This is a genomic window from Lacipirellula parvula (genome assembly GCF_009177095.1).
Lineage (GTDB): Bacteria > Planctomycetota > Planctomycetia > Pirellulales > Lacipirellulaceae > Lacipirellula > Lacipirellula parvula.
Genome location: NZ_AP021861.1, coordinates 2,626,124 through 2,652,019, shown reverse-complemented (window position 1 = coordinate 2,652,019; position 25,896 = coordinate 2,626,124). Strand labels below are relative to the sequence as shown.

The following is a 25,896-nucleotide window of genomic DNA, read 5'->3' as shown; positions in this document are numbered from 1 at the left end:
GCGCTATTGAACTCGCGTTATTTCTTCTCGGCGTGGACTAACTTCCATTGCTCGTCAGTCAAATAGCATTCGCGAGCTTGGCTCGACGGCCGCTCGAAACCGGCGATGGGATTGGCGGGAATCGTCCCGAGCTTACGCGCCCAATTGAAGACGCGAGCGACGGCCCGCACCGCCCCGTTCTGGTGATTGTTACCAGACTTCGCGTAGGCCCTATCGAGCCACTTCCGCAGATGAAGCGGCTTCAACTGGCTGACGCGCAGACTGGTCCCGATGAACTTCGCGAAGCTCTGCAAATGAACGTCGTACCACTCGTACGTTCGCGGCGCGAGCTTCTCCTGTCGCACCTGGATTTGAATCGCGGTCAGGAAGTCGTCGACAAGCTCGGCTACCGTCAGCTCGTCGTCTGGCGCCGCAGGAGCTTCCTCGGCCTTACCCGCCAACAGCTCGTGGTAGAGACGCTGCGCGGCGTCGTCCATCTCCGACCCGAGGCGGTGCTGCTTGCCGTCCCTTGTCTGAACGTACCAAGCCCTACGGGACTTCTTGAAGAATGGCTGGGGTTCCCGTGGTTGCCTCTTCATCGTGCTCTAAACCTTAATTCGCCCGAAGGGGCGAGTTGGCGGTTAGAAAACACGAAACTCGGACAAAACTCACGGACAAGCCTGCCAAGAGGGTTTTAACGATTGACGTAAACCCTTATGGCGTAGGCAATGAGCCTGTCGGGACTCGAACCCGAGACCTACGGATTAAAAGTCCGTTGCTCTACCGACTGAGCTACAGGCTCGCACGAATTGTTGGAAGCGTACGTTCGGCAGGACGAAAAATGCTCTCGGCCTGCGAGCGTACGCTTCCCAACAAATTCCGCACGAAAATTTCCGCGGAGTAGGGACGACAGGAATCGAACCTGCACGGGTTGCCCCACTGGAACCTAAATCCAGCGCGTCTGCCAATTCCGCCACGTCCCCGCAGAATGCTAACCCGGCTAGCCGGGCGGCGAGCCCTCAGTATAGTCGGCGCCGGCGGGTTGCGGCTAGGCGTGAACTGAGGGCAAAATAGCTTCGCAGCGGGTTAATTCCTCGCGTTGCGACGTTCGCTGCCCCAGCATTTCTCGCCACTTGGCCGTTTACTATGTCCATCATTTCCGCCCCCCGCGACGTGCAGGCGCTTCGCGGCGAGAGTGTACTACGCATCGTCTGGCCCGACCGCGAAGACCGGCTTGCCTTCCGCTTCGCGCGCGGCGAGTGCCAATGCGCTCAGTGCGTCAACGAGTGGACCGGGGCGAGGATTCTTGATCCGGAAACCGTTCCGCTTGACATCACGATCGAGCAGATGGAGCTCGTTGGCGCCTATGCCGTGCGAATCCATTGGTCGGACGGACATCAATCGGGGCTCTATACGTGGGAGCGATTGCGAAAGCTAGGCGAGCAGTCCACAAGCAGCGGGTCAGCGTCTTAAGCAGCCGAGAAAGATCGCGCCGCTCACAACGACGAATCAACCGGCTCGGCCACAGGCAAGCGCAGGTCGACTTCGACCGGCCGAACTCGACCGGCTGTTTCAACCTGCAGCGTCATCGACTCGGCGCCCGAATCGAGCAACTCCCGCACACGCTTCAAAAGAGCGTCGTGATCGGCGAACGGTTCTCCCTCGACGCTGTAGATCCGATCTTGGACGGCGATCTTCGCGCGCGACGCCGGCGAATACGGCACGACGCGCGTCACCATGACGGCGCCCGTCAGCGCCGAATCGGGCCGCCAAGACAACCCGAGCGCCGTTGGCTCGCCGGCAAGCTTCACGTCGATTGTTTGCGGCGGCTCCTCACCGCGCTCGACTTCGATTGCGATCGATTCTTTCGCGCGCAGCACGGCTGCTGGCAGGTACTCCTCGACTGGCAGCAGTGCGCCGTCGACCGCCGTCAGCACATCGCCGACGCGAATGCCGGCAACGTCGGCGGCGGAACCGCGCGTCACTTCGGTGACGCGCATTTTTCCATTTCCCGGCGTCTCCGATTCTTTCGTCTCTTCCGGCGCCCATGCCCAACGCAAGCCCAGCCGCGGCGGAGCGGGCGCGAGCGGCGCTTCCCGCTGCGAACGCATCGAAGCGACCTCCGCCCGGGACGCCGCACGGAACTCAGGCAACGTCTCCTCGTCGGCCAGCCGACAAATCACATCGAGCATGTAGGCCGCCGTGTGATTAATGCCGACGATATTCAATTTTTCAATGTCGTCGCTCGGGCGATGGTAATCGCCGTGCAAGCCGGTGTGAATCAACAGCGATGGAATCCCATCGACGTAAAACGGCCAGTGATCGCTGTTCTCCTTAAACTCCCACGTGAAATCGAGTCGTAGATCCTCGGGCAGCTTTTCGGAACTGAACAAACGCCGCAGTCCATCGGCGGTGCGCGTGCCGGCGATTTCGAGCCGACCATTGGTGAGGCGGCCGACCATATCGGCGTTGATCGCGAGCTTCACTCCCTCGCGCGGCACCGTCGGCTGGCGCACCCAATGCCGCGAGCCGAGCAAGTTGATTTCCTCGCCGTCCCAGAACGCGAAGACGATCGAACGGCGGGGCTGCCAGCCGGAACGATGCAGAGCGTCGATGATTTCGAGCAGCGCCGCGACGCCGCTAGCATTGTCGTCGGCGCCGTTGTGAATAAATCCAATCGGGCCGTTGCTGTTCTGGCGGTTGCCGTAGCCGACATGATCGTAATGGGCGCCGACGACAATGAACTCGTCGCGGAGCTGCGGGTCGGTCCCGCGCAAGATGCCGATGATGTTCTGGTAGCCGGGGCTGAACCGCTGAATGTACGTGCCGTTGTCGCCGCCCGGCTCGAGTCCCGCAGCCTTCAGTTGCTTTTCGAGATATTTAGCGGCGGCGATGGCGCCACGTGAGCCAGCGGCGCGGCCTTCAAGCGTGTCGTCGGCGAGCAAGCCGGCATGCTCAAGAATTTCGCCGTCGGTGATCGTCGCGATCGCGGATTCGATCGTCGCGCTGCCTTCGCCAGCAGTTGCCGGAGCATTTGTTAGGCAAGACGTCGCCCACAGGCAGCATGCAGCAACAACAAACCGAACTGCGGGACCGGTCAACAACAGCTTCATAGAATGCGTCCGCGGGGCGAAAGCATGAGGATAGGGAGATTGTGCAGCGGGCCGCGGTGATTATGCCGCGCGGGCGTCGCTTCTCGCAATCACTTTCCGATGCAGAACTGACTGAAGACGCGATCGAGCACGTCGTCCGTGCAGATGGCGCCGACTATTTCGCCTAAAGCGTCTAGTGCGTGGCGAATCTCCGCGGCCAAAAGTTCATCGCCTCCGCTCATTACAAGGCCATGAGCAACGGCGAGCGACGCAGCAGCGCGACGCAAGCTGCCGGCGCAGCGCGTGGCGGTCGATGCCGTGAGCCCTGACGCTTCGCCGTCGCGGGCGAGCAGCGTCACCTGGGCGGCGATGACAGCGGCGAGTTCATCGAGCCCCGCGCCGGTCGTACTACTACACTGAATCGTCGGACAGCTCGCCGGGCCGGCCTCCACTGCGCTGGGCGTCCCGCAGAGGTCGCACTTGGTATGAACGGCAATCTCGTTGCCTGCGAAGTCACCGGGAGCCACGCCACTCGCCCCGTCAACGCAGCGAAGCCGTACGTCAGCGGAACGCTGCTGCAAACTGGTCGCGCGCTGCGATTCGCCGCCAATGCCGGTTTGAAGTTCGTGCTCAATGCCGGCGGTGTCGATTAGCTCCACGTCGACGCCATTCAAACGTACGCAGCCGACGACATAGTCGCGCGTCGCCCCCGGCGTGGGCGATACAATCGAACTCACCCCATGCTCGCCGACGCCGAAGCGGGCGACCAGCGCGTTAAATAGGCTGCTCTTTCCGGCATTGGGCAAGCCAAGCAGCACCACCCGCGGCAACTCGCGCCGGCGATCGCGTTCGCCAAGCTGCGCCTGCGTCGCCGAGACGACCTGTTGCGCCGCTGCAATGCGCGCGGCAAGTTCGTCTCGGCCGATAAACTCGATATCCTCCTCGACGAAATCAAGCCCCGCCTCAAGCTCCGCGAGCAACGACAGTAAGTCTTCGCGAATCTGATGCAGTGGCCGCGACATCCCCCCCGCGACCTGATCGAGCGCGGCGTCGAGATCGGCCCGCCCCTCGGCGTCGATGACGCCCAACACCCCCTCGGCCTGCATCAGATCGATCCGCCCAGCGACAAACGCCCGCAGCGTGAACTCGCCCGGCTCAGCCGGCCGAACGCCGTGGCGTTCCAACTCTTCGAGCACCGCAGCCACGAGTGGCGGCGAGCCAATCGTGTGGAACTCGGCTGCTGGCTGCCGCGTGTAGCTCTGCTGGTTCGGCCAAACCAATAATTTGCCAGGCACGGCGATTAGATCGCCGCTAAATGACGACGGCACATTGATGACGCCCGCGATTCGCTGCGCCCGCTTCGACAATATAGGCGTAGTCGCCTCAGGATCAGCCGAAACGAAGCACCGCGCAAGTCGCTCCAACGCCTGCGGCCCGCTGATGCGGATCACCCCGCGGGCACCGCCGCCCGCCGCCGAAGCGATCGCCGCAATCGTGTCATTGACGTCGTAAGGCATAGCAAACGATGCAATCGCCGACGGCTAGCGTTTCCGCTTCGGATTGCGGTTGCGCGAATCGCCGTTCTTACCCGGACGCTTCTCGGGGTACTTACCGCCGGACCCTCCGTTGCGCACGGGCGACAAATCGGTAGAACTTCCAGCGCCTTCGACCGGCGCCACTGGCGGCGGAATCATCTTCTTCTCCGCGATGCCCCACAAGCTCGACGCAATGAAGTAAAGGCACAGCCCGCTCGGCACCTTGTAGAACATGAGGCCCATGAACACCATCATGTACTTCATGATCTTCTGCTGCATGGCGGCCTGTTCGTTCGCCGGCTCCGGCATGAAAAGTTTTTGCTGCAGCAGGAAGAGCGCGACGGTCACCAACGGCAGAACGTTCAGATACGGGCCGAGCGCGAACATCCCCTGCCCGCTCGTGACCGCGTCTGGCATGAACCACGACCAATCGTAAAGCATGTCGGGCGCGGCAAGGTTGGAACACCAACGGATCGAATCGCCGAAGAGCGGAGCCTGCCGTAGTTCAACGTCGACCGCCAAACCGCGGTACAGGCCGAGAAAAATCGGCAGCTGGATCAGCGCCGGCAAGCAACCCGCGAGCGGATTGACGCTGTGCTTGCGATACAAATCCTGCATCGCGGCGGCTTGCTTCTGCTGGTCGCCCTTGTAGCGTTCCTTGATGCGATCCATTTCAGGCTTGAGCGCCTGCATCTTCGCCATGCTCTTCGCTTGGCCGCGGCTCACGGGGAACATGCAACCGCGGACGAGCACGGTCAACATAATGATCGCGATGCCGTAGTTGCCGACGATGCCATAGAAGAAGTGGAGCAACGAGAGCATCGTTTTGGCGACGGGGCCAAACCAACCGTAGTAGACAAAGTCGCTGAGCGAATAATTAGGCTCGTTCGCCGCCTTGTACTGTGAGAGCAAATCGGGACGCTTCGGGCCGGAAAAGACGGTGTACGAGTGTTGGATCGAATCACCCGCCTCTAGCGAGAACAGTTTCGAATCGAATCGCGTCGAAACATTCGCGAACCGCCCGTCTTCCTTTTTCACCGGAGCCGTCCCAGAAACGACGCCGCGCGACTGTAGAATCCAGTCGGATTGTTCAGGCTTCTCGACGTTCGGAATCAACGCGACGCAGAAGTACTGGGCGTCGACCCCCATATAAGCGAGTCCCGTCCCATCGAACGGCTTGGCATCGCCTGCGACAATCGTCGAGGCGCCGAACTGCGTCGCGTCGCCGCCGAAGTAGCGTCCGATCACGTCCCGCAAGCCGACGCCGCCCCAGTTGCGGCCAATCTTCGTCGCGTACCACCAGCCTTCAATCGGCAAGCCGTTCGGCCCGTCGAGCCGATAGGCAAAATCTTGCTTCGCGTCGCCGTCGTTGCGCACCGATACTTCGACGGTGAGATCGTACGCCGGTAGCGATTTTCCGTCGGCCTCTTTTTCCGGCGCCTTACGCAGGCGGTAGATCTTCGTGACGACGAGGCCCGAACCCGCCAACTTACGCTCGAAGGAAACCGCTTCGCCGTCGCCGCCGGCGGGAGCATCGACGCGACGCCAGTTCGCGGTCTCAAGATCAACGCCGACGAGCGGCTTCGCATCGGTCGCCTTCTTGTCGCCGAGCTGCGTCAGCGTCATCAAGAACGACGGCGGCGACACGAAATCGAGCGGCGCCGGCTTGCCGGTGCGAAGGGCGACGTTTTCCGATTCGGGGCGAATCAGTTCGAGAGGGCGTCGCCCAAGCTTGGCGGTCAGCGATTGCCGCTGGCCGTCGCGCAGCACCACGAGCGTCGCCTCTCGGCCAGGGCGGATCGCGCCGAGCACCTTCTGGAAATCTTCGAGCGTCGCAATCTTCTCGGGCTTCTCGCCGCCCGCTTCGACGATGCGATCGCCAGCTTTCATGCCGGCGACGGCTGCAGGAGAACCGGGAATCACATTACCAACAAGGACGCCCTCGCCATTGCCAGCGGTCAGTTCAAGTTGGCCCAAATACCCGCGGCGGTCGTGCAGGTCTTGATAGCGATCGCTCGACAGCTCGATGCGGTGAACCGCCGCCCCTTGGTTAGTCAGCGTCACGCCCATCCGGTAGCCGGTGGCAGGATCGATCGAACCGAGCGTCACGAACTCTTGCGGTTGGGCGGCTTCGGCCTCGTCTGCTTCGTCGGCAGCGGCTTCTTCCCCCGAGGCCTTATCGCCAGCTGCATCGTCCGCAGCAACTTCGTCGTCCTTCGCCTCTTCAGCGGCAGCCGCCGCGGCGGCATCGGCCTTCTTCGCCGGCGGCTTCGGCGGGTTCAGAATCTGCCACACCGCCATGATGCCGAACGACAGCACCAGAAACGTTAAAAATCGGCGTTCCACGTCTTGCGATCCTCGCAGCGATCGGCCGCTCCGGGCCCGACCAATGACGTTCGGCGCGGACGCCGAACGAAGCAATGTTCGAAGTGAGAGAAGTCTCCGCTAGACTTCTGATAATTCAGGCAACTTCAGCCTGCGCGGCGCGGGCAGACACGATGCGTCTACCGCCCCTCCTTGATGCGATCGCCCAGGAAGTTGTCCAGGTCGGGCGTTCGATAAATCTTTTCAGCCGTCACGTTACAGTCGTATTCGACGCGGTGGAACGTGATCTTGTCGTCTTCTTGAATCACATAGCAAGAACGGGGATCGCCGTCGCGGGGCTGGCCCACCGAACCGACGTTCACCATGAACCGTTCCTGACCAATGGGGAAGCGATACTCGACCTGCTCGGGGGTGATAAACTCGAGGCTTTCCAGGAAAACACCCGGCACGTGCGTGTGACCTTGGAAGCACCCCTTACTGATCAGCCCGAACAGCTTCTCCATTTTCTTCTGGTTGTAGATGTCTTCGGGGAAGACATATTCGTTGACCGGATTGCGCGGCGAACCGTGCACGTAGAGGTACGGGTCGTCGCGGTGGATCCGCGGCATGGTGCCGAGGTAATCCCACCGCTCGTCGATGCGTCCCCTATCGCCGCTGGCGCCTTCGAGCTGCTCGCGGGTCCAGAAGATCGCCCGCTCGGCGCCGCTGTTGAACCCTTCGGGGTCGAACATGGCCCCTTGGTCGTGGTTGCCCAGCAGGCCCAGCTTGCAGCGGTCGATCACCAGATCGAGGCACTCGCACGGGTTGGGACCGTAGCCGACGACGTCGCCAAGGCAGAAAATCTCTTCCACCTGCTGATCGCCGATATGCGCAAGCACGGCCCGCAAGGCTTCGAGATTGCCGTGGATGTCGCTGATGATCGCGCGCTTCACCGTCGTGTCGATCCCATAGAGGACAAGCTGCTGTGCGTCGCTCAGGTTCCCCCTCCCTAGAAGGGAGGGGCTAGGGGAGGGATTTGAATCGCCCGCAACTTGCTACATCGATTACCCAACCGACCAGCCGCAACGCAGGCGATTTCACCCTAAACCTTGCTAACCCGCCAGTTTAAGTCTCGTCGGTGGGGGGGTCAAGGATCGGCCAGGCCCTCAGCGACGGGCGAAATCGCCCGGGAAGCCGCAAAAACAGATCGAGCCGAAAACCTCGCCGCCCACCGTCGCCTGGATGACTGGCGATTCGGCAGGCTGAGCGCTGGTTCTCGGCTCGCTGCGGTCGGTTCCCGCGACACAACTGCCAGCGACGACATTACTTCCGCGTGTAGTCGGCCTTCATGAACTGGACGAGCTTGCCATCCTCGCCCTCGATCGCCGAGGTGTAGACGTAGTGATCCTTGTCCTTGATCTCGATCACTTCCTGGTATTTCGAGGTCTCGCCTGGGGTCAGCATGTTGGGCCCCTCGGTATCCAGCACCAGCTTCTTGCCGTCAGGGGAAACGGTTCCCTCATAGGTCCACAGCTCGTTTCCGCAGGAGGCGATGAACGTGCCGACGTACTTCTTCTTGGCGGGGTCGTAGCCGATCGTCAGCACGGAGGTCATTTTGACCCCTCCCATGTCCCCCTCCGACTTGGCGATCAGCCAGCGGTCGCCAAGCAACTTCGAGGTCTGAGTCGCTTCGCTCTTCATGGGGGGCTGGTCTGGTCCCATCAAGCACTCCATGGACGCCGTCCAATCACCGGCGAGTTGGGCTAGCCATTCGTGCTCTTTCTGCGGCTTGGGCAGTTCCGGCATCTCCTGCGCGAACGCCCAAGAGCCGCTGCCGCAGACTGCAAACGCCGCGAGAATTGCCATCCAGATCTTCATCGTTCGTCCCCCCATAAATGCCAAGGAAATCGGGCTCGGCCGCTGCCGTCGCGGGCCCCAATGTAACAGGCCAAATGCCAAGGTGGAGGTGGCAGCAAAAGAGACGCCGAACGGCCCCACCAGTCACCCACGCCGATTGCGATGCTCAGCCGCAGGCGGGTATTGTAGTTGGATCATGAAAATCCTCGCTCTCGAAACCAGCGGACGGCTCGGCACGGTCGGGCTCCTCGAAGCCAGCGACGGCCAAGTCGTCTTTTCCGTCGAACGGGGCACGCCGTCCGAGGAGCGGACCGCGCGCTCGTTGCTGCCGACCGTCCATCAACTGTTAAAAGAGCAAAACTGGCGTCCCAGCGACATCGACCTGGTCGCGGTGACAGCCGGCCCCGGCTCGTTCACCGGACTTCGGATCGGCGTCGTTGCGGCGAAGACGTTTGCTTACGCCGTCGGTGCTCAGGTGGTCGGCGTCCACACGCTCGCGGCCCTCGCGGCCCCGCTGCTGCCGAATGCGTCGCGGGTTTGGACAATCCTCGACGCCCAGCGGCAAGAACTGTTTGCCGCCAACTTCGCCGTCGGTGCTGCGATTGAAGAGCAACTCGAACCGCCAACCGAAATCATCGCGACCGACGCTTGGTTGCAACAACTCCGCAGCGGCGACGTCGTCACGGGCCCGCTGCTCGAAAAGCTCCAGACGCAACTTCCCGCCGGGGTCAACGCCGCTGCTGAATCGCAGTGGAACCCGTCTGCCATCGCCGTGGGGCGACTTGGCATGCTCAAAGTCGCCAGCGGTGGAGCGATCAGCCCGCTAGAACTGGTTCCCGACTACTTCCGCAAAAGCGCTGCCGAAGAAAAAGCCGACGCCGCGGAGGCTGTCTAGCAACACGCGGCGCCTCCTCCTTCCTAGCCCCTGGCTCCGCCAGGGGGTCGGCCACCATTCCGAGAGACACTGCCGCGCATGGCGCCACCCCCTGGCGGAGCCAGGGGGTGGAAGAGCTACCGCAGCGCATCTTCCGCAGCCGCAATCGTCGCATCGATGTCGGCCTCGGTATGCGCCGTCGACACGAACAGCGCCTCAAATTGGCTACACGGCATGTAGACGCCGCGATCCATCAGCCCCCAAAAGTAGCTGGCGAACCGCGCCGTATCGCACTGACTCGCCTCACGCCAACCGCGGATCGGGCCAGGGTGAAAGAAGAGCGTCATCATGCTGCCGACTCGCGCGATCGTGTGCGGAATTCCTGCTCGCTCGACGGCGTGATGCAAGCCATTCGCCAAGCGTGAGGTGAGCGCATCGAGCCGCTCGTAAGGCGACTCTTCTTTCAGCAGTCGCAGCGTAGCCGACCCCGCCGCGGTCGCCAGCGGATTGCCGCTTAGCGTTCCCGCCTGAAAGACTTTGCCCGCCGGCAAAATGTAGTTCATAATCTCGGCCCGTCCGCCGTAAGCGCCAACCGGCAACCCGCCGCCGACGATCTTGCCCAGCGTCGTGATGTCGGGCTGAATCCCGAACACCGACTGCGCCCCGCCGAACGCGACGCGGAAGCCCGTCATCACCTCATCACAGACGAGCAGTGCCCCATGCTTCTGCGTGAGGCGATGGAGCGCGTCGACGAACTCGCGGCTCGGCGCCACGACGCCCATGTTGCCGACCACCGGTTCGAGAATGACGCCGGCAATCTTGTCGCCGTGAGCTGTGAAGGCCTGCTCCAATTCCGCAACGTCGTTGTATTCAACGACGAGCGTATCCTTCGACGCCCCCGCCGTGACGCCGGGCGAATTTGGCGCCCCCAGCGTCGCCGCCGAACTCCCGGCCGCGACGAGCAGACTGTCGACGTGCCCATGGTAGTTGCCAGCGAACTTGATGAGCATGTCGCGACCGGTGTAGCCGCGGGCGAGACGAATCGCGCTCATCGTCGCTTCGGTGCCGGAGCTCACTAGCCGCACCTTCTCAATCGACGCCACCGCATCGATGATTCGCTCGGCAAGCTCGCTCTCCGCTTCCGTCGGCGCCCCGTAGCTCGTGCCGTGCGCCAGCGCACGTTCAATCGCCGCAACGACTTCGGGGTGACGATGCCCCAAGATCATCGGCCCCCACGAACCGATGTAATCGATGTACCGATTGCCATCGACGTCATAGAGATAGGCCCCATCAGCGCGGTCGATGAAAATCGGCGTCCCCCCGACGGCGCCGAACGCGCGGGCCGGGCTGTTCACGCCGCCCGGCATCAGCGTCAGGGCGCGTTCAAACGCCGCCACACTCCGCGGTCGCGCCACCTTCGAGGGTTGTCCAGCCATGTCGCTTCCTTTGCTGCGGCGCCGCTGCCGTCTGAGAAATTGTCTTCGTTAGTTACTTGCGGCGTTTGCCGCCGGCAGCGCCGCCATCCGCTGTCGCGCTTCGTCGATCAGTTCCGACGCCCACGCTTGGTCGCCGTATAAGTCGATTAGCGCCTCGTACATCGCGCGAGCTTGCACCGGGTCTTTCGCTTCGAGCCGCTCCGCCGCCATCAGTCGATCTCGCAGCATCGGCATCTGCTCTTTCGCTTGCCGCGCGATTGTGTTGCGGAGTTTCGCCAGTTCGCGCTCGGCCAGCGTCAGGTATTGCCGCATCTCTTCGCTCAAACCGGCCGCCGCGGGTCCGCTAGCCGGGTAGAGGGTGAGCGTGTCTTGCAGTATCGCCGCCGCCCGTTCGGGATTCGTTTCGCGGAGCGCGTTCGCTTCGCTGAACAGCTCAGCGATCGGGTGCGCATCCCCCTGCCCGCTGCGCCGGCTCTGGAAACGCAGCTTGCGCTCCATCCGCTGCAGCTCCAGTTCATCAGCATACGGCTGCAAATCCGCAATCCGCGGATCGTCAGGGAAGCGTGTGAGAAACTCATCGATGCGTTTCTCGACCGGCTTCAAATCATCGTCGCCGTTGTCGTCGACGTAGGTTTCGATCGATTCGTAAAGTGCATCAGCCGTCGCGGGCCGCGTCATCCACCAACCCAGCATGATGAGCGCCGCCAACGCGCCCAGGATTCCCGCCGCCTGCCCCACGAGCGGCCACAGCTGCGACGGTTCTTCGCGTCGCAGCCGCTCTGCCTCTTCGTCGACAGTTGTGAATCGGCTCGTCTTCGGCGGCGTCACCGTCTTCGGACCGGCCGGCGCCGAGATCGACGGCGACTGCGGTGAACCAGAATGAACCGGCGGCTCTAGTTCCAACTGTCCGTCATCGGCGAGCGTCGGCGCGTTGTAGACGCCGCTGTCGGTCGTGTCGCGCGGCACGAGCAACATGTCTTCGGGCGCGAGCGTTGCGTCGGCGTTGAACACGGCAGTCGCATCAAGCCGCGTATCGCTCAGCGTTTGATTTGGCTTGCCGCTTGCCGTCGGCGGAGCCTGCGGCTTTGGCGGTCGCGAGAGCGCCCGCTGCATCGCTTCCATATGCCGGCCGAGCACCTGCACATTTGGAAAGCGCTCGCTCGGCTCTTTGCTCAGCAATTGCCGGATCAAGCGATCAAGATCTTCCGGCGTCTGCGGCGCGAAGCGGCGCACTGGCTCCGGTTCGGCGAAGCGTTGCAGTTGCAGCATCTCCGGCATCGTCTTCGCCCGGAACGGCGGCCGCCCGGCAAGCAACGCAAACATCACACAACCGAGCGAGTACTGATCGCACTTTTCGGTGATCGGCCGGCCGTCGGCTTGCTCCGGCGACATGTAGTCGGCCGTGCCGAGCACACCGCCCGCGGTCGTCAGCTGGGTTGAACCAAACAGCCGTGCGATGCCAAAGTCGGCGATTTTTACTTTGCCATCAGGCGTGAGCAGCAAGTTCGCTGGCTTGATGTCGCGATGGACGACGCCATGATCGTGAGCATGCTTCAGCGCCCGGCAAATCTGCACCGCAATGCCAAGCGTCTCGTTCCAATCGAATCGCCGCCCCGCGTTGATTTCCTGCTCCAGGCTCGGCCCGTCGACCAACTCCATCGAGTAGAACAGGATCCCCTCGTGCTCGCCGTAGCCGAGCAGCCGGACGATTCCTTCGTGCTGCAGCTTCTTGAGCGACTCGATTTCCGCTTCAAAGCGCTCGCGAAAACCCTCGGCCATCGCTAGCTGCGGGGCGAGCGCCTTCACCGCCACCCGCTGCCCGCTCTTCTCGTCGACCGCCTCGTAGACCGAGCCCATCCCCCCTTTGCCGATCTTGCGGCCGATGCGATAGGGACCGAGTTGTTCAATCTGCATGATGGCGCCTCGCCTCGGCCCTGGCGCAGCAAGCGATGCGCAGAAAAGGGACGTTCCCCCATCTTAACGTTGGCTTGGGCGACCAGCTAGCAAGGGCCTCCCTCGGCGCCCGGCCCTTCCGATCTTGAGCCCAACTTCCCATTTTCCTATAAGCCTCGGCGCAACCGCTTATGACAGCTGGCGACGTTCCCTCCGGGACGCGCCATGCCATTGCCACGGAGCACGCCATGCTTCTCTCGACGCGTCCGAAACCGACCAACCTACTTCCACTCGGACTCGCGAGCCTCGTCGCGTTCGTCGCCGCGTGCGTGCAACCAGCGCTGGCTGCCGATGGCTTTCCGTACATCGCCTACGTGACGCAGGACGACACCTACGTCCGCAGTGGACCAGGCGGCGATTTTTACCCGACGAGCCAACTGAAAGCTGGCTACGCCGTGGAGGTCTACCGCCACGACGGCGACGGCTGGTGTGCGATTCGCCCCGTCGAGGGGAGCTTCAGCCTGGCGCCTGCTCATCAGCTCCGCATTCTCGATAGCCGCACCGCCGAGGTGATCGCGCCGCAAGTGCCGGCCCGCGTCGGCACGTCGCTCAGCAACGACCGCAGCGCCGTGCAGGTGCAGCTTGAACATCGCGAGATGGTGCAGCTCACTGAGCAACCAACGCCGGGGCAACCGTTTGTGAAAATCGCGCCCCCCGCGGGCGAGTTCCGCTGGATCGCGGCCCGCCGGCTCTCGAAGTCGCCGCCCACCGAAGGGGCGGGCGGCAACGCCGCTTGGAAAAGCTCCGGCGGTGCGTCGACGATCGAGCAAGCACAATACAGCGAGGCAGAAACGACGCCCGGCGCCAATCCCTTCGCCCATCTCGACGCGGCGCTCGGCAACAACGGCGCTCCGTCGCCGCTACCAGCCAACCCCTCATGGCATCCCAACGCGGTCGGCGCCTCGACGCCGACCGCTAGCGCCGCGGGCCTCGCCAAAGCGGCCGATGAAGTCCAAATCGTCCCCGGCTCGCCCGCCGCGGCGCAACTTCCGGCCACGGCGCCGGTCGCCCCGGGCTTAATTTCTCACACGGGGCTCGAGCCGCTCGCCACCAAGCAACCTCGCATCCGCTTCGAAGGGCTCTCGGCGCCGACTGGTCCGTTCGATTCGCGCGTCGTTGAGATGCAGCTCCGCCTGTCGCAAATCGTCGTTCAGCCGCCAACGGCCTGGCAGCTCGGCGGCTTGCGCGAAGAGGCGGCCGCGCTGCTGGCGCAAGGCGACACGCCGGAACTACGCGACCAGCTGCGCGACCTGCTCGACCGCATCGCCACGTTTGAAAACGTACAAACTCGCTACCGCAACGCCGGCCTGCCGGCAACGCCCAGCGCCCTGGCCGCCAGCCCGCCGCTGCCGCCGACCACAAACGGCGCCGCAGCGCAAACGCCCCAAGGCATGACGGGCCAGTCGAGCGAAGTGCTGGCGCGCATCCGCAGCGACCTCGGCGCCGATACCTCGATCACCCCCACTCCCGGCGCCGCTCCGGGTGCGACGGAACTCGCCGCCACCGACGCCAAATATGACGCCGTCGGCACGCTCAAGCCAGTCGTCTCGAAACGGGCCCAAGCCCCGCGGTTTGCCCTCGTCGACGACCACGGCGACGTCGTCACCTTCGTCACCGCGTCGCCCGACGTGAATCTCCAGTCGTACGTCGGCAAGCGGATTGGCGTGCTCGGCAACCGCGGCTTCATGCCCGAGTATCGCCGAGCCCACGTCACCGCCAGCCGCATTACCCCCCTCGAAGAGCGGATGATTCGCTAAGCCCTCCCCCTCCTTCCGCCGCCGCTCGCTGGATTCGCGTCCCCTCCCAACCGACAAAACCGGAAAAAATAGTTGACATCGCCATCCGCTCGGCTGCATAATGGCGGCACAAACTGTTTCGTAACTGTTTCTCAACTTCGGGCGTTGGCTCGGAGCTGAGAGCAGTACCAGTTCTTGTCACTTCCTGTTCGTTCGGCGGCATTCTCACCAGCGCATCCAATGCGCCGGAATACCTAGCAGCACGCGACGCCGTGGCGCGCGCTGCCCTGCCAACCTCCTCGTGGTTCCGCGGCGCCAACTCTGGAGAAACGACTCATGAAACGAATGTTGGCAGCTTCGCTCATCGCGTGCATCGCGATCAGCGTCGCGCAGTGCACGCGGGCCGCGACCGTCACGGTCGATCCCAGCGCCAGCTGGAACGGCTACATGAACGTATCCGAATTACCCTCGAACGGCGGCGCGTACGTGTTCGGCAGCAGCTGGGCGCCTGCTGACTTGGTCGCGACCTTTGCCGGCCCAGTGCTCACGCTCAAACCAAACTCGGTGAACGACCCCGCGACCTTCTGGTACCAAGGGGGCGGCGGGCCCGGTGCTCCCGGCAACAAGAACATGGCCGCCAGCATGTACGTCGAGCAGACGGGCACGCTCTCCGGTCAGAGCGTCACGTTCGTCGGCAAGGTCCTTAGCAACACGTTTACCAGCGCCCACTCGACGGTCGCCTTCATCAAGGACTTTGCTCCGAACTATTCTTCGAACGTCGCAGCCACCGTTGCGCTGTCGGCGACTGGCGACTTCAGCGTCACGCTGAACACCATCAACGACCCGACGCGCCACATCCAGTTCGGTTTCGAAACCACGGGCGTCAACGTCTGGTCGACCGACGTGGGACCGTTCGGCAACATGCAAATCGTCGGCGTCCCCGAACCGGCAACGCTGGGGATCGCTGCGCTCGGCATGGTAGGCGTCATCGCCGCCCGCCGGCACCGCGGCTAGACGTACGGGCAGGGTTTCTGAAACGCAACGCACTGGGCGGCGCCAGTCACCAATTGGCGCCGCCCTTTTTTTAGCCCCGGGCTCCGCCCGGGGGTAGGCAACTATTCCGGCAGACTTCATCCGACGTGATGCAACCCCCGGGCGAAGCCCGGGGCGAGGAATGCTGCAGCGGCCCGCTACCGTTTCCGCAGCAACTCCGACGCAAACGCCGACACCCGCGGATCTGCATCTTCCACCGCTCGCTCGCGGGCGAGTTCCATCAGCTGCGGATCGCCCGCCGTGGCGAGCATCGTCAGCGCCTGTAGCCGAACTTGCGGCTCACCGTCGGCGACGAAATTTCGCAGCAATCGTCTCGCTTCAGCTGGCGGAAGTTGCGAGGCCCGCTCCAAACTGGCAAGCCGTTCGCCGGGCGGCAATGCGTTGATTTGCTTCGTCAGCTCCGCCACCGTGTCGCGTCCGCGCGGGCCTATTGCCGTTACGCTTTGGTCGCTCGCATCCGGTCGCGCGTCGAGTTTCACCACATGGGCGTCAACTGCTGGTGCTGTCGGCGGCTGCGTTCGCGATCGTCGCGATTGCAACCGCGCCTCTTGCGGCGACGGTACGTCGATCACCGGTCCCATTGGAGTCACACGCACCGGTTGATCGCTTCGCTGCGCGGCGCCTGAATGCTCACCGGCAAACTGAAGAGCTGATCGCAACGTATTGCCGAACTGCTGTTGAAGATTGAACGACGATCCCGACGAAGTCACCGGCCCCAGCACGCTCAAATCGCCCTTCGGGCCGTCGTTGGCGCGAGTCTGCTGATCGCCGTTTGATCTCGCCGGCGTACTCGCTTGCGGGCGAACTGCTGCGGCCAATGGCTTAGCCGGCGGGGTCGACGGCACCAGCGGCTCGGCCACGGCTACGATGGGCGCCGGCCGCGCTTCGCGCGGTTGCAGCGGCCGGCTCAGCACGCGGTCGCAGTTCGCCAGAATCTCCCAAGAATCCGCCGGCGCGAACTGATCGCTGTGCGTTACCAATCGCTCGGCCAAACCGTTCGCCCAGCGCTGCGTTTCAGGACCGAACTCCGCCGCATGCCGCTCCAGCGCGGCGGAGAGCGCCGTCGTGCGTTCGGCAAACCGTCGCACGTCGCCCGACTCGGTTGCTTCAAGTTCCCACGACTGCAGCAGTTGATTCACCGCGCCACGGGCCGCGATTGCCACATCTCGGCGCTGCAGCGAGGCGAGACGCACGAGCGGTTCAACGCCGGCGACGTCGAGCAGCGTCAGTTCGGCCACAACCGCCCGTGAAGGCCTCGCCTCAGCGGCGACGATTCGTGCGGCCAGTTGCTCCGCAAAGTTCGCCTGCCGGCGCCGCGCCACTTCGTACCACACGCCGCAGGCGATCGCCGTCATCCACCCCACCGCCGCCGCCGCGATCACCCAGCGGGTGGCGAGTTGGCGCCAGGTTGTCGATTGGGGTTCCATCGCGATCGTCCAACATGCCGGGCTACGCCGGGAATGGGCTCGTCGACGCCGTTATGGCCCGAAGAGTCCGGAAAGAGCGGCCAGATTGTCAACAAACGCCGCAGAAGCAACAAGATCAGACTGGACGCCGCCCGCCCCCCCGCCGAAAATTGAAGATTCCCCATCCCGCACCTGCCTACCCATGGCGCCAAGCCCCCCTGAGCCCCCATGGCCGACGACTCTTTCGACATCGCGAGCCTGGCGGCATACCTTCACATGATGCCGGCGCAGGTCACCCGGTTGGCCGAACGCGGCAAGCTGCCGGGGCGGCGCATCGGCGGGCAGTGGAAATTCACTCGGCCCGAAGTGAGCCAGTGGCTCGAAGAGCGAATGGGCCTTTCCGGCGACGAAGAACTCGCCGCCATGGAAAGCCGACTCCGCCGCGACGATTCGCATGGCGCCAGCGTCATCGACCTTGGCGAGCTGCTACTGCCAGAAACCGTCGCCGTGCCGCTTGCCGCGCGGACGCGCACTAGCGTCATCAGCAGCATGTGCGAACTCGCCGCCGCGTCGGGTCGCCTGTGGGACGTCGAGCGGATGGCTGAAGCGGTATCGCAACGCGAATCGATGGCGCCGACCGCGCTCGAAAACGGCATCGCCCTGCTCCACCCGCGGCGGCCGCAGTCGTCGATTCTGGGCGAAGCGGTGATCGCACTCGGCATCACCAGCGGCGGCATCCCCTTCGGCGGCGGACCGAGCGGCAGCGGCCTTACCGACATCTTTATTTTGATCGCCGCCACGAGCGATCACGAATATCTCCGCACGCTCGCCCGCGTGAGTCGCATCGTCAACGACCGCGACTGGACGGCGACGCTTCGCAGCGCCTCCGATGCACACGCCGCTCGCGAGTTGTTTCTAGAGCGCGACGCCGAGATCACTGGTTAAGCTGTTCGCCCGCGCATGCCCCCCTCCCCTCCATCGCTCGTCGCCGTCGGCCCTTGGGATCGCGGCGAATTCGCCTCGCTGCAAGCGGAACTCGATCCAATGCGCGAGTGGCCGACAGCCGCCACGCTGAGCGCGTTGCTCAAGCAACTCAGCGCCAATGACGCCGTCGCGCTTGCAGCGGAAGTCATCCTGCTGGCTCAACCGACGCCCGGCGACAATCACCAGCCAGCGATCGAAACGCTACGCATCCTTGCGCCGCTCACGCGGATCATCTGCATCGCTGGCTCCTGGTGCGAAGGCGAACTCCGCACCGGGCGTCCGCCCGACGGTGTGATTCGCCTTTACTGGTACGAATTCGCCCCCTGGTGGCGGGCAACAATTGAGACGGCCGACGCTGGCCGCACGCCCGCCTGGTCGGAGCCGCTCGACGATCCTCGCAGCGGGCAGCAAACGCCACTCAACGTAATGGCCACCGCTCGCTCCCATGCTCGCGGGGATGCGTCACGTTCGCTCGCCGTCGACGCGCCCGACTTCGCCGTCTTTGAAACGCTCGCAACCATCCTCGCCCCGTTCGGATGGCAGTGCGAATGGCGCCCGCGCGGACGCCAACTCGAACACGCCCCCGCCGTAACGTTCGACGCCGCGATCTGGGACGGCGGCCAACTCGCCGACAGCGAACTCGCGTCCCTCCGCGCCTTCGCCGATTCGATCCACACCGCAAACGCCGCGGCGCCCGTCATCGCCCTGCTTGACTTCCCACGCGTCGAATATCTCGCAGCCGTACAAAACGCCGGCGGCGCCGCCCTCCTGGCGAAGCCCTACCAACTCACGCAGCTCGTCAACGAACTCGAACGGCTCGCCGCCGCGGATTGGCCGGCTCACCACTGAGCCAACTCCGTGCGGATGATTTCGCGTTTCCAACCCTCTTCGTGGATCGGCCAGGCCCGCACGTCGACGATCCCCTCCGGCAACTCTGCTCGCTCGCACTGCACCGGCTGCCCTTGCTGATGCGCGGCGGTCCAGGCGTCGCGCTCGGGCGGCGTGAGCGGCGGCGGTCGATGGCCGCCACTGCTGCGACGCCAAACGCATCGCCCCTGGTCCGCGAGCGTCACGATCACTGACGGCGGCGCTTCCAACATCCGCCGCGCGATCAGCTCGTGGCTCGCCGTCGCGTAGATCGCCTTGAGTTCAAATAAGTCCCAATCGACGCGAGCCCCGTCGCGGACGAACCACTCGCGAGGCAACAACAGCGCACCCGCGAGCGCGTTGGCCACTGCTTCCCGCGCCGCCGGCGGGGCCTCCGCGGGATCAACGCCCAACTCAGCGAACACGCGAAACGCGCGGCTCTCGCCAATTTCGTGCGCTACGGCCCAATGTCGCCGTTCACGCCGCGGCTCCTCGGCCAGAAAGATCGCATCGGCCGCCGGCGCCCCGCCCGCCGATAGCTTCACAAACCGTGCCCGCGGCTGGACCGCTTGATTCGGCAGCGGCTGATCGCGGGCCACGATGAGACCCAGTCGCTCGGCGACGAGCAGGCAATCGACCGGCGGCTGCGTCACCTCCGCTTCGGCCAAAATCTCTTGAGCCACCGCGTCGATGACGCCGCGCAATTGCTCTGCCGGGATTTCGTTCAGCACACCCCACCTCATCTAACCGACTTCAATTCGGACTTAGCTTGCCGCCTCCATCGTACATGAACATTTGATCACACTCAAGAATAAACCACCAAACGACTGCCGTTTCCGCCCCCGCACTTCGCGCTCCCCGCACCGTGCGGCCGCCGCCATTTCGGCATACAATCTGCGAAACGCACGCTCAGCAATTTGCGTCCCGCTCTTCATCCCAAAAACACCATGCTCCGCATCTTCCTTCTGCTCACGATCGCCGCGGCCATCTGCCCGCCAGCGCTATCTGCCGCCGCTCCACCTAGTCGCCCCAACATCGTGATGATCGTCTCCGACGATCACGCCTGGTCCGACTACTCCTTCATGGGCAGCCGCCATGTTCACACGCCAAACATCGACCGCCTCGCTGCCGAGGGGCTCGCGTTCCCGCGCGGATACGTCCCCTCGAGCCTCTGCTGCCCCAGCCTCGCGTCGGTGGTGACCGGCCTCTACCCGCATCAGCACGGCATCACCGGCAACGATCCGCCGAACAAAGCGGCTCTGCCGATGGCTCAGTTCCATCAGACGCCGGAATTCGAAACTGGCCGCGAGGAAATGAATCGCCTGCTGGAAGCCGTTCCCACGCTGCCCCGACAACTGGGCGACCTCGGCTACGTCTCGCTACAAACCGGCAAGTGGTGGCAAGGCAACTACAAGCGGGGTGGATTCACCGCCGGCATGACGCACGGCAGCCGGCATGGCGACGAGGGCCTCTCGATCGGCCGCAAGACAATGGAGCCGATCTACGAGTTCATCGCCGACGCCCGCGAGAAAGACCAGCCATTCTTCGTCTGGTATGCGCCGATGATGCCGCACCTGCCGCACACGCCACCGGAACGGCTCCTGAAGAAGTATCGCGCCATCGCGCCGTCGAAGCAGGTGGCCAAATATTGGGCGATGGTCGAATGGTTCGACGAAACGGTCGGCAGCTTGCTCTCGCACCTCGACGAGCAAGGGCTCAGCGACGACACGATCGTGGTCTACGTCGCCGACAATGGCTGGATCACTAATCCCGAAACCGGCGCCGCCGCGGCAAAATCCAAACAGTCGCCGTACGACGGCGGCCTGCGAACCCCCATCATCCTGCGCTGGCCCGGCCACATCGCACCGGAACAAAGCGACGATCTCGCCATCTCGCTCGATTTGGCCCCTACGCTGCTAGCCGCCGCCGGCGCCAAGCCGACCGCGGCGATGCCGGGCATCAACCTGCTCGACAAAAAACCCCGCGACGCCCGCACGTCGCTGCAGGGCGAATGCTTCACCCACGACATCCTCGACCTCAAGAATCCCGCTGTGAGCTTGCGCTACCGCTGGATCATCTCCGGCCATTGGAAGCTAATCGTCCCGGCGCCGCAAAACGAGCCGGACGCCAAGATCGAACTCTACAACCTGCAACTCGATCCAAGCGAAGAGCAAAACCTGGCGGCTGACCACCCCGACGTGGTCAAGCAGCTGAGCACGAAACTCGACGCCTGGTGGAATGGCGAGCAGCCCGCCACGGCAGTCGAATAGCCGCCGTCATTACCGACCGGTATACGCCACCTAGCCAGTAACAAACGTCACGGCAAACAGCAGCCCGCCCGCTGCGCTCAGCATTCGCCCGCAGGTCCGTTGGCACTCAGGTTCGCTGTCCCAATGCCCCGGCACAAGCCGATGAAAAACTCGGGCAATCGGCTCGGCGTAAATGTAGTTGGCAACGCCCCCTGCGAGGAGGAGGAGCGCGAAATTGGGCAAGTCGTTCCAGTTCATGGGAGCACTATACGCGCCACCCTCTTTTTTTCCAACAGTTGGCGCGAAACTGCGCCAACTACGGCGTGTTAAAGACTTCGCTCGGACGCCGCCGCACGAAAGCGGCCTCTTTTATCGCCAGCAATGACGCGTGGTGGTGGAAATCCCTATTGGCGAGACCACGCTAGCGAATTACTTTTCCGCAATCTGTCAGGGATAGGCCGATTCTTTGGCCGGATGTTTCGGGGAAACGCAATTCTTTAGAAAGATTTTGGCGCACGTCGTTGCGCATGACGATGGAAACTGTCTAGGCAACTACGCCAGGAAGGCGAATCGCCATTTCAGACGCCTCGAGACGCTGGTCACGGATGAGCAAACTTAGCGCAGCATGGCGTGGAGCGACCTTTCGCTATTACAACGCGAAACGATTGCCCACCGTCCTGATCATCGGGGCCCAGAAAGCTGGCACCTCGGCGCTGTTTAGCTATCTTGCCCAGCACCCCCGCATGGCGCCGTCGCGCGAGAAGGAGCTCGACTTCTTCGGCAGCGACTTCATGTACGCCAAGGGGATGGATTGGTACTTCTCCAACTGGGACGAAAAGCAGGCCCACGGCAAGCTCCGATTCGAGGCCTCGCCGCAATACCTCGCCGCGCCGGTGGCGTGCGGGCGCATTCGCGAGTCGTTCCCCAAGGTAAAGCTCATCGTCACGCTCCGCGATCCGGTGGAGCGGGCGTACTCCTCCTGGCGGATGTATCGCCAGCAACTCGAGTACGATCCCGATTTCTACCATCGCCTGCATCGCGAGCGGTACGCGCCCGATCAGCTGGTAAATGAGTTCCCGCGGCTCGATGAAGAGTTCGAAGACTTCGACTTCGCCATTCGCCGCGAAGCGGAGTTCATGAGCCGCAACCAACATCTGACGTGCAGCCTGCTCTACTTGGGGCTGTACGCTCAACAACTGCGGCGCTATGTCGACGCGTTTTCGTCTTCGCAGCTCTTGGTGCTCGATAGCGAAGATCTCAAGCTCAACCGCACGGAGACCCTCAACCGCGTGCTTGAGTTCCTCGGCATGCCGGCCTGGGATTGGTCGCAGGCAAACTTGGCCGACGTCTTCGTCGGGAAGTCGGCGTCGCAAATGCCGCCGCATTCAAGGGCGTTCTTGGAAGACTTCTACCGCGAATCAAACCGCCAGCTCGCGGAAATGCTGCCCCAGCCGCCTCGCTTCGTCGAGCGTTCGCTTGCCGTCCGCCGGGCCGCCGCCTAATCGGCGGCGTCAAATTGACACTGCCCGGGCTGTCGAGTTTTCCGCCACTGATCGCCAATCGAACGCCCCGGTCGGCAATCAACCACCCCGGCGGTCCGTTTATACCGTCCAGGATGGAGTATTCCATCCGTAATGGGCCAATTCTTGGCACGCGGCGTGCATTTCCCCTAAGCGGACATGGCAAATCAGTTTCTCGTTTCCAGGGAGTCACTGAGATGGGTTCGTCCGCAATCAAACAAGGCGAATGGATCAATGCCTTCGACGAGCAAGGCAATTCCGTTCAACTTCGCATCCACGGCCCGCGCCGCGGACGGTCGACGATCGTCACGCTCGCCAACGGCCGCCATCTCCTCGTCCGCGGACGAGGCGTCTATCAAGCCGTCGGCGACGGCATGGTCTATAAGTGCGAGGAGCACGACGCGCCTTGAGCAAGCGCGTCCGCTAGGGGCAAAGGCGCCGCCGGTTCAGGAGGAACCGCGGCGTCTTTACGTTTTCCCGCTCGCCGCAAGACTTCGGAGAGGATAGCGAAACTAGGCAGCTCGATCGACATTGACTCGCACACGGCGAACTCCTCTACTTCCGGGCGCTCCGCAGGCGTTGGCTCGCCTGTCGTCACCGTCCATGCCGTCGAAAGGCGCCGCGATGTCGCTCAAATCTGTTCTCCGCCAATTCCGTCGCGATCGCCGCCCGCAACCAATGCGCTCGCCAGTGCCGCCTGCTGCCGTCGCGCTGACGCCGCTCAATCAACCCGCCGCGCCGGAAACCGACTACGACCGCGACTTCCGCGCCGCCTGCCAAGCCCTCAAAAAGTTCCAGGCGCCCTACCGCCTCCACATTGGCTGCGGCAAGGTTCACTTCCCCGGATGGGTCAACGTCGACCGCGATCCTATGTCTGAGATCGTCGACGTCTCGTGGGACCTCCGCCATTCGCTGCCAATCCACGACGGCACGGTCGAATACATTTTCCATGAACACTTCATGGAGCATCTCACCGTCGAAGAGGGACTTGCTCTGTCGCGAGAGTGCCGCCGGATGCTCAAGCCGGGCGGCATCCTCCGCATCGGCATGCCCGACCTCGCCGACGTCGTCCGACAATACGCCGAGAACGACTGGCGGCTGCCGTGGATGAAAAAGTACGGCTACGAACACATTCAGACGCGTGCCGAGAATATCAACATCGCGTTCCGCGAATGGGAGCACAAATGGCTCTACGATCGCGAAGAACTCCACCGCCGCCTGTGTGAAGCGGGATTCGAAACAATCCGCGACGCCGTCCGCAAGGAAAGTACCGTCGAAGCGCTCCGCGGCCTCGAAACGCGCGACGAAACGCTGCTAGTCGTCGAAGCGATCAAATAGCCCCGGGCTCCGCCCGGGGGTCGGCCTCCATCACGCTCGACGCAACCGCCTCGCAACGCCACCCAAATTCCATTGGACCCTCTGGCTCCCTCCCCCTTGAGGGGAGGGCTGGGGAGGGGGTGGAACCCTGGTACCCGCTCCTCTCACCCCTCCCTAACCCGGTGCTTCGCACTGACTACCGCCTGCGCACGGTCGCCACTGGCGACCGTGCTCATTGCTCCCATCAAGGGGATGGGAACCTCAAGAGCCAATTTTGCCTCGACCCTACCCCTCAATCCCCAACCGCCGCGACATCTCTTCCAGCGGCACCCCCTTCGTCTCCGGCACCAGCCAGACGACCCAGGCAAGTTGCAGCACCATCATCCCGGTGAAGAACGCGAAGATCGTTCCCGGCACGAACGCATCGACCGCCACCGGGAAGAAGGTCGCCACCAGCGCCGCGAAAATCCAGTGGGTGAAGCTGCCAAGCGACTGCCCCGCCGCGCGGAATTGGTTCGGGAAGACCTCGGCGATCAGCACCCAAATGACGGTCCCCTGCCCGATGGCATGCGCGGCGATGAATGCAAAGACGCACGCCGGCACGATCGTCGAGTTGCCCGAGTAAAAGCCCCACGAGCAGAGACCTAGCGACCCGATGTAACCGAGCGAGCCGATGAACAGCAGCGTCCGCCGGCCAAGCCGATCGATCAGCCACAGCCCGACGAACGTGAAAATCAAGTTCGTCACGCCAACGCCGATGGAAGTCAAGCGGGCCGCCTGGTCCTCGTACCCAGCGAGCCCGAAGATGCGCGGTGCGAAGTAGAGGATCGCGTTGACCCCTGACATCTGGTTGAAGAACGCCACAAGAAACGCCAGCATGATCGGCGTTCGCAACCGCCACGACCAGAAGCCCGCGGTCGACGATTCCTCCGCCCGCGATTGCTCAATCTCGTCGGCGACATGCGCGAGTTCCGTATCGCTCGCCTCGGGGCGAATCATCCGTAGGACCTTGAGCCCCGCGTCGCGTTGCCCCCGCAAGCCGATCAGCCACCTCGGGCTCTCCGGCACCGCGAAGGCAAGAATCGTGTAAATGACGGACGGAATCGCCGCGACGCCGAGCATCCACCGCCACGCATCGTCGCCGATCCACGCGAGGGCCGCGTTCGAGGCGTAGGCGATCACGATGCCGAGCACGATATTGAACTGAAACAGCGCCGTCAGCCGCCCACGCGCCGCCGGCGGCGAAATCTCCGCGATGTATAGCGGCGCCGTCACCGTTGAGATGCCGATGCCCAGCCCGCCCAGAAAGCGAGCGATCATCAACGAGTACACGTCGGGCGCGAGTCCCGACCACACGGCCGATACGATAAACAGGACGCCGACCCAAATCAGCGTCGCCCGCCGACCATAGCGGTCGGTCGGCCACTGTCCCACCACCGAGCCAATGACGGTTCCCCACAGCGCCGAACCAATGGCGATGCCGTGCAACTGCGGGCTGAGTTGCCACAGATCTTGAATCGGCTTCTCGGCGCCCGACATGACGACGGTGTCGAAACCGAACAAGAAACCGGCAAACGCCGCAGTGAGCGACCAGAGGAAAAGACGCAACGACATGGCGGGCTTCGCGTGAGGAAAAGAGTCGCAGAAAGCCCGTAACCTATGCCATTATTTCGCCGTCGGCAATTCACGTTGTTCCAGTTGACCGCGCCTCTCAGCACTCCGTGAGTTTGAGCG

22 protein-coding genes and 2 tRNA genes are annotated in these 25,896 nt (G+C 63.5%); 10 read left to right on the top strand and 14 right to left on the bottom strand.

Annotated elements, in window-relative coordinates; genetic code table 11:
• Positions 1-17 precede the first annotated feature (17 nt).
• The 3 genes from PLANPX_RS10500 to PLANPX_RS10490 all read right to left on the bottom strand — a co-directional run bounded on the left by PLANPX_RS10500 (position 18) and on the right by PLANPX_RS10490 (position 962).
• A complete protein-coding gene (locus PLANPX_RS10500; RefSeq protein ID WP_152098687.1) occupies positions 18-476 on the bottom strand; it encodes a hypothetical protein in 459 nt (152 codons plus the stop codon).
• Positions 477-708: 232 nt separating this feature from the next.
• Positions 709-781 (bottom strand) — tRNA-Lys (locus tag PLANPX_RS10495).
• Between the two features lie 99 nt (positions 782-880).
• Positions 881-962, bottom strand: a tRNA-Leu gene (locus PLANPX_RS10490).
• A gap of 163 nt (positions 963-1,125) precedes the next feature.
• On the opposite strand from PLANPX_RS10490, the gene PLANPX_RS10485 reads away from it, so the two are divergent.
• Positions 1,126-1,452, top strand: coding sequence for a DUF971 domain-containing protein (locus PLANPX_RS10485; RefSeq protein WP_152098686.1), 327 nt, complete (start codon positions 1,126-1,128; stop codon positions 1,450-1,452).
• Positions 1,453-1,475: 23 nt separating this feature from the next.
• On the opposite strand, the gene PLANPX_RS10480 is transcribed toward PLANPX_RS10485, so the two are convergent.
• From PLANPX_RS10480 to PLANPX_RS10460, 5 genes are all read right to left on the bottom strand, one after another.
• A complete protein-coding gene (locus tag PLANPX_RS10480) occupies positions 1,476-3,092 on the bottom strand; it encodes a M20/M25/M40 family metallo-hydrolase (protein ID WP_152098685.1) in 1,617 nt (538 codons plus the stop codon).
• Between the two features lie 89 nt (positions 3,093-3,181).
• A complete protein-coding gene (locus tag PLANPX_RS10475; RefSeq protein WP_152098684.1) occupies positions 3,182-4,588 on the bottom strand; it encodes a tRNA modification GTPase in 1,407 nt (468 codons plus the stop codon).
• A 24-nt stretch (positions 4,589-4,612) separates the two neighbouring features.
• Positions 4,613-6,952 carry a YidC/Oxa1 family insertase periplasmic-domain containing protein gene (locus PLANPX_RS10470; RefSeq protein WP_152098683.1) on the bottom strand — a complete coding sequence of 780 codons (2,340 nt, stop codon included), beginning with the start codon at positions 6,950-6,952 and terminating at the stop codon, positions 4,613-4,615.
• Between the two features lie 158 nt (positions 6,953-7,110).
• Positions 7,111-7,863, bottom strand: a complete 753-nt coding sequence (locus tag PLANPX_RS10465) for a metallophosphoesterase family protein (protein WP_152098682.1) — start codon at positions 7,861-7,863, stop codon at positions 7,111-7,113.
• A 370-nt stretch (positions 7,864-8,233) separates the two neighbouring features.
• A complete protein-coding gene (locus PLANPX_RS10460) occupies positions 8,234-8,788 on the bottom strand; it encodes a DUF1579 domain-containing protein (RefSeq protein ID WP_172991970.1) in 555 nt (184 codons plus the stop codon).
• 175 nt (positions 8,789-8,963) lie between these two features.
• Between PLANPX_RS10460 and tsaB the strand changes: the two genes are divergently transcribed.
• Positions 8,964-9,662, top strand: a complete 699-nt coding sequence (tsaB, locus tag PLANPX_RS10455; RefSeq protein ID WP_172991969.1) for a tRNA (adenosine(37)-N6)-threonylcarbamoyltransferase complex dimerization subunit type 1 TsaB — start codon at positions 8,964-8,966, stop codon at positions 9,660-9,662.
• Positions 9,663-9,778: 116 nt separating this feature from the next.
• On the opposite strand, the gene hemL is transcribed toward tsaB, so the two are convergent.
• Together hemL and PLANPX_RS10445 are read right to left on the bottom strand one after the other, a co-directional pair.
• On the bottom strand, positions 9,779-11,077 hold the full coding sequence (gene hemL, locus PLANPX_RS10450) for a glutamate-1-semialdehyde 2,1-aminomutase (protein WP_152098679.1): 1,299 nt from the start codon (positions 11,075-11,077) through the stop codon (positions 9,779-9,781).
• A 48-nt stretch (positions 11,078-11,125) separates the two neighbouring features.
• Positions 11,126-12,991 (bottom strand): serine/threonine protein kinase, encoded by a 1,866-nt coding sequence (locus PLANPX_RS10445; protein WP_152098678.1) that lies wholly within the window; start codon positions 12,989-12,991, stop codon positions 11,126-11,128.
• A 227-nt stretch (positions 12,992-13,218) separates the two neighbouring features.
• On the opposite strand from PLANPX_RS10445, the gene PLANPX_RS10440 reads away from it, so the two are divergent.
• Positions 13,219-14,787 carry an SH3 domain-containing protein gene (locus tag PLANPX_RS10440; RefSeq protein ID WP_152098677.1) on the top strand — a complete coding sequence of 523 codons (1,569 nt, stop codon included), beginning with the start codon at positions 13,219-13,221 and terminating at the stop codon, positions 14,785-14,787.
• Positions 14,788-15,102: 315 nt separating this feature from the next.
• Positions 15,103-15,780: a PEP-CTERM sorting domain-containing protein gene (locus PLANPX_RS10435; protein ID WP_152098676.1), complete on the top strand. Its 678-nt coding sequence runs from the start codon at positions 15,103-15,105 to the stop codon at positions 15,778-15,780.
• 176 nt (positions 15,781-15,956) lie between these two features.
• On the opposite strand, the gene PLANPX_RS10430 is transcribed toward PLANPX_RS10435, so the two are convergent.
• Entirely contained in the window at positions 15,957-17,246 is a 1,290-nt protein-coding gene (locus PLANPX_RS10430) for a hypothetical protein (RefSeq protein WP_152098675.1), read from the bottom strand.
• A 207-nt stretch (positions 17,247-17,453) separates the two neighbouring features.
• Here PLANPX_RS10430 and PLANPX_RS10425 point away from each other — a divergent pair, with 207 nt between their 5' ends.
• Entirely contained in the window at positions 17,454-18,170 is a 717-nt protein-coding gene (locus tag PLANPX_RS10425; RefSeq protein ID WP_152098674.1) for a PTS sugar transporter subunit IIA, read from the top strand.
• A gap of 15 nt (positions 18,171-18,185) precedes the next feature.
• Positions 18,186-19,058, top strand: a complete 873-nt coding sequence (locus PLANPX_RS10420) for a hypothetical protein (protein WP_152098673.1) — start codon at positions 18,186-18,188, stop codon at positions 19,056-19,058.
• Here the strand turns inward: PLANPX_RS10420 and PLANPX_RS10415 are convergent.
• Entirely contained in the window at positions 19,049-19,807 is a 759-nt protein-coding gene (locus tag PLANPX_RS10415; protein ID WP_152098672.1) for a hypothetical protein, read from the bottom strand. The genes PLANPX_RS10420 and PLANPX_RS10415 overlap by 10 nt on opposite strands.
• A gap of 216 nt (positions 19,808-20,023) precedes the next feature.
• Here PLANPX_RS10415 and PLANPX_RS10410 point away from each other — a divergent pair, with 216 nt between their 5' ends.
• Positions 20,024-21,346, top strand: coding sequence for a sulfatase (locus PLANPX_RS10410; RefSeq protein ID WP_152098671.1), 1,323 nt, complete (start codon positions 20,024-20,026; stop codon positions 21,344-21,346).
• A gap of 30 nt (positions 21,347-21,376) precedes the next feature.
• Here PLANPX_RS10410 and PLANPX_RS10405 read toward each other — a convergent pair whose 3' ends face one another.
• Complete coding sequence (locus tag PLANPX_RS10405) at positions 21,377-21,583, bottom strand: hypothetical protein (protein ID WP_152098670.1); 207 nt, start codon at positions 21,581-21,583, stop codon at positions 21,377-21,379.
• A 347-nt stretch (positions 21,584-21,930) separates the two neighbouring features.
• Between PLANPX_RS10405 and PLANPX_RS10400 the strand changes: the two genes are divergently transcribed.
• The 3 genes from PLANPX_RS10400 (at position 21,931) to PLANPX_RS10390 (ending at position 24,183) form a co-directional block, all read left to right on the top strand.
• Complete coding sequence (locus PLANPX_RS10400) at positions 21,931-22,827, top strand: sulfotransferase domain-containing protein (protein WP_152098669.1); 897 nt, start codon at positions 21,931-21,933, stop codon at positions 22,825-22,827.
• A 215-nt stretch (positions 22,828-23,042) separates the two neighbouring features.
• On the top strand, positions 23,043-23,255 hold the full coding sequence (locus tag PLANPX_RS10395; RefSeq protein ID WP_152098668.1) for a hypothetical protein: 213 nt from the start codon (positions 23,043-23,045) through the stop codon (positions 23,253-23,255).
• Between the two features lie 214 nt (positions 23,256-23,469).
• On the top strand, positions 23,470-24,183 hold the full coding sequence (locus PLANPX_RS10390; RefSeq protein ID WP_172991968.1) for a class I SAM-dependent methyltransferase: 714 nt from the start codon (positions 23,470-23,472) through the stop codon (positions 24,181-24,183).
• Between the two features lie 264 nt (positions 24,184-24,447).
• On the opposite strand, the gene PLANPX_RS10385 is transcribed toward PLANPX_RS10390, so the two are convergent.
• Positions 24,448-25,776, bottom strand: coding sequence for a sugar porter family MFS transporter (locus PLANPX_RS10385; RefSeq protein ID WP_152098666.1), 1,329 nt, complete (start codon positions 25,774-25,776; stop codon positions 24,448-24,450).
• Positions 25,777-25,896: the final 120 nt, after the last annotated feature.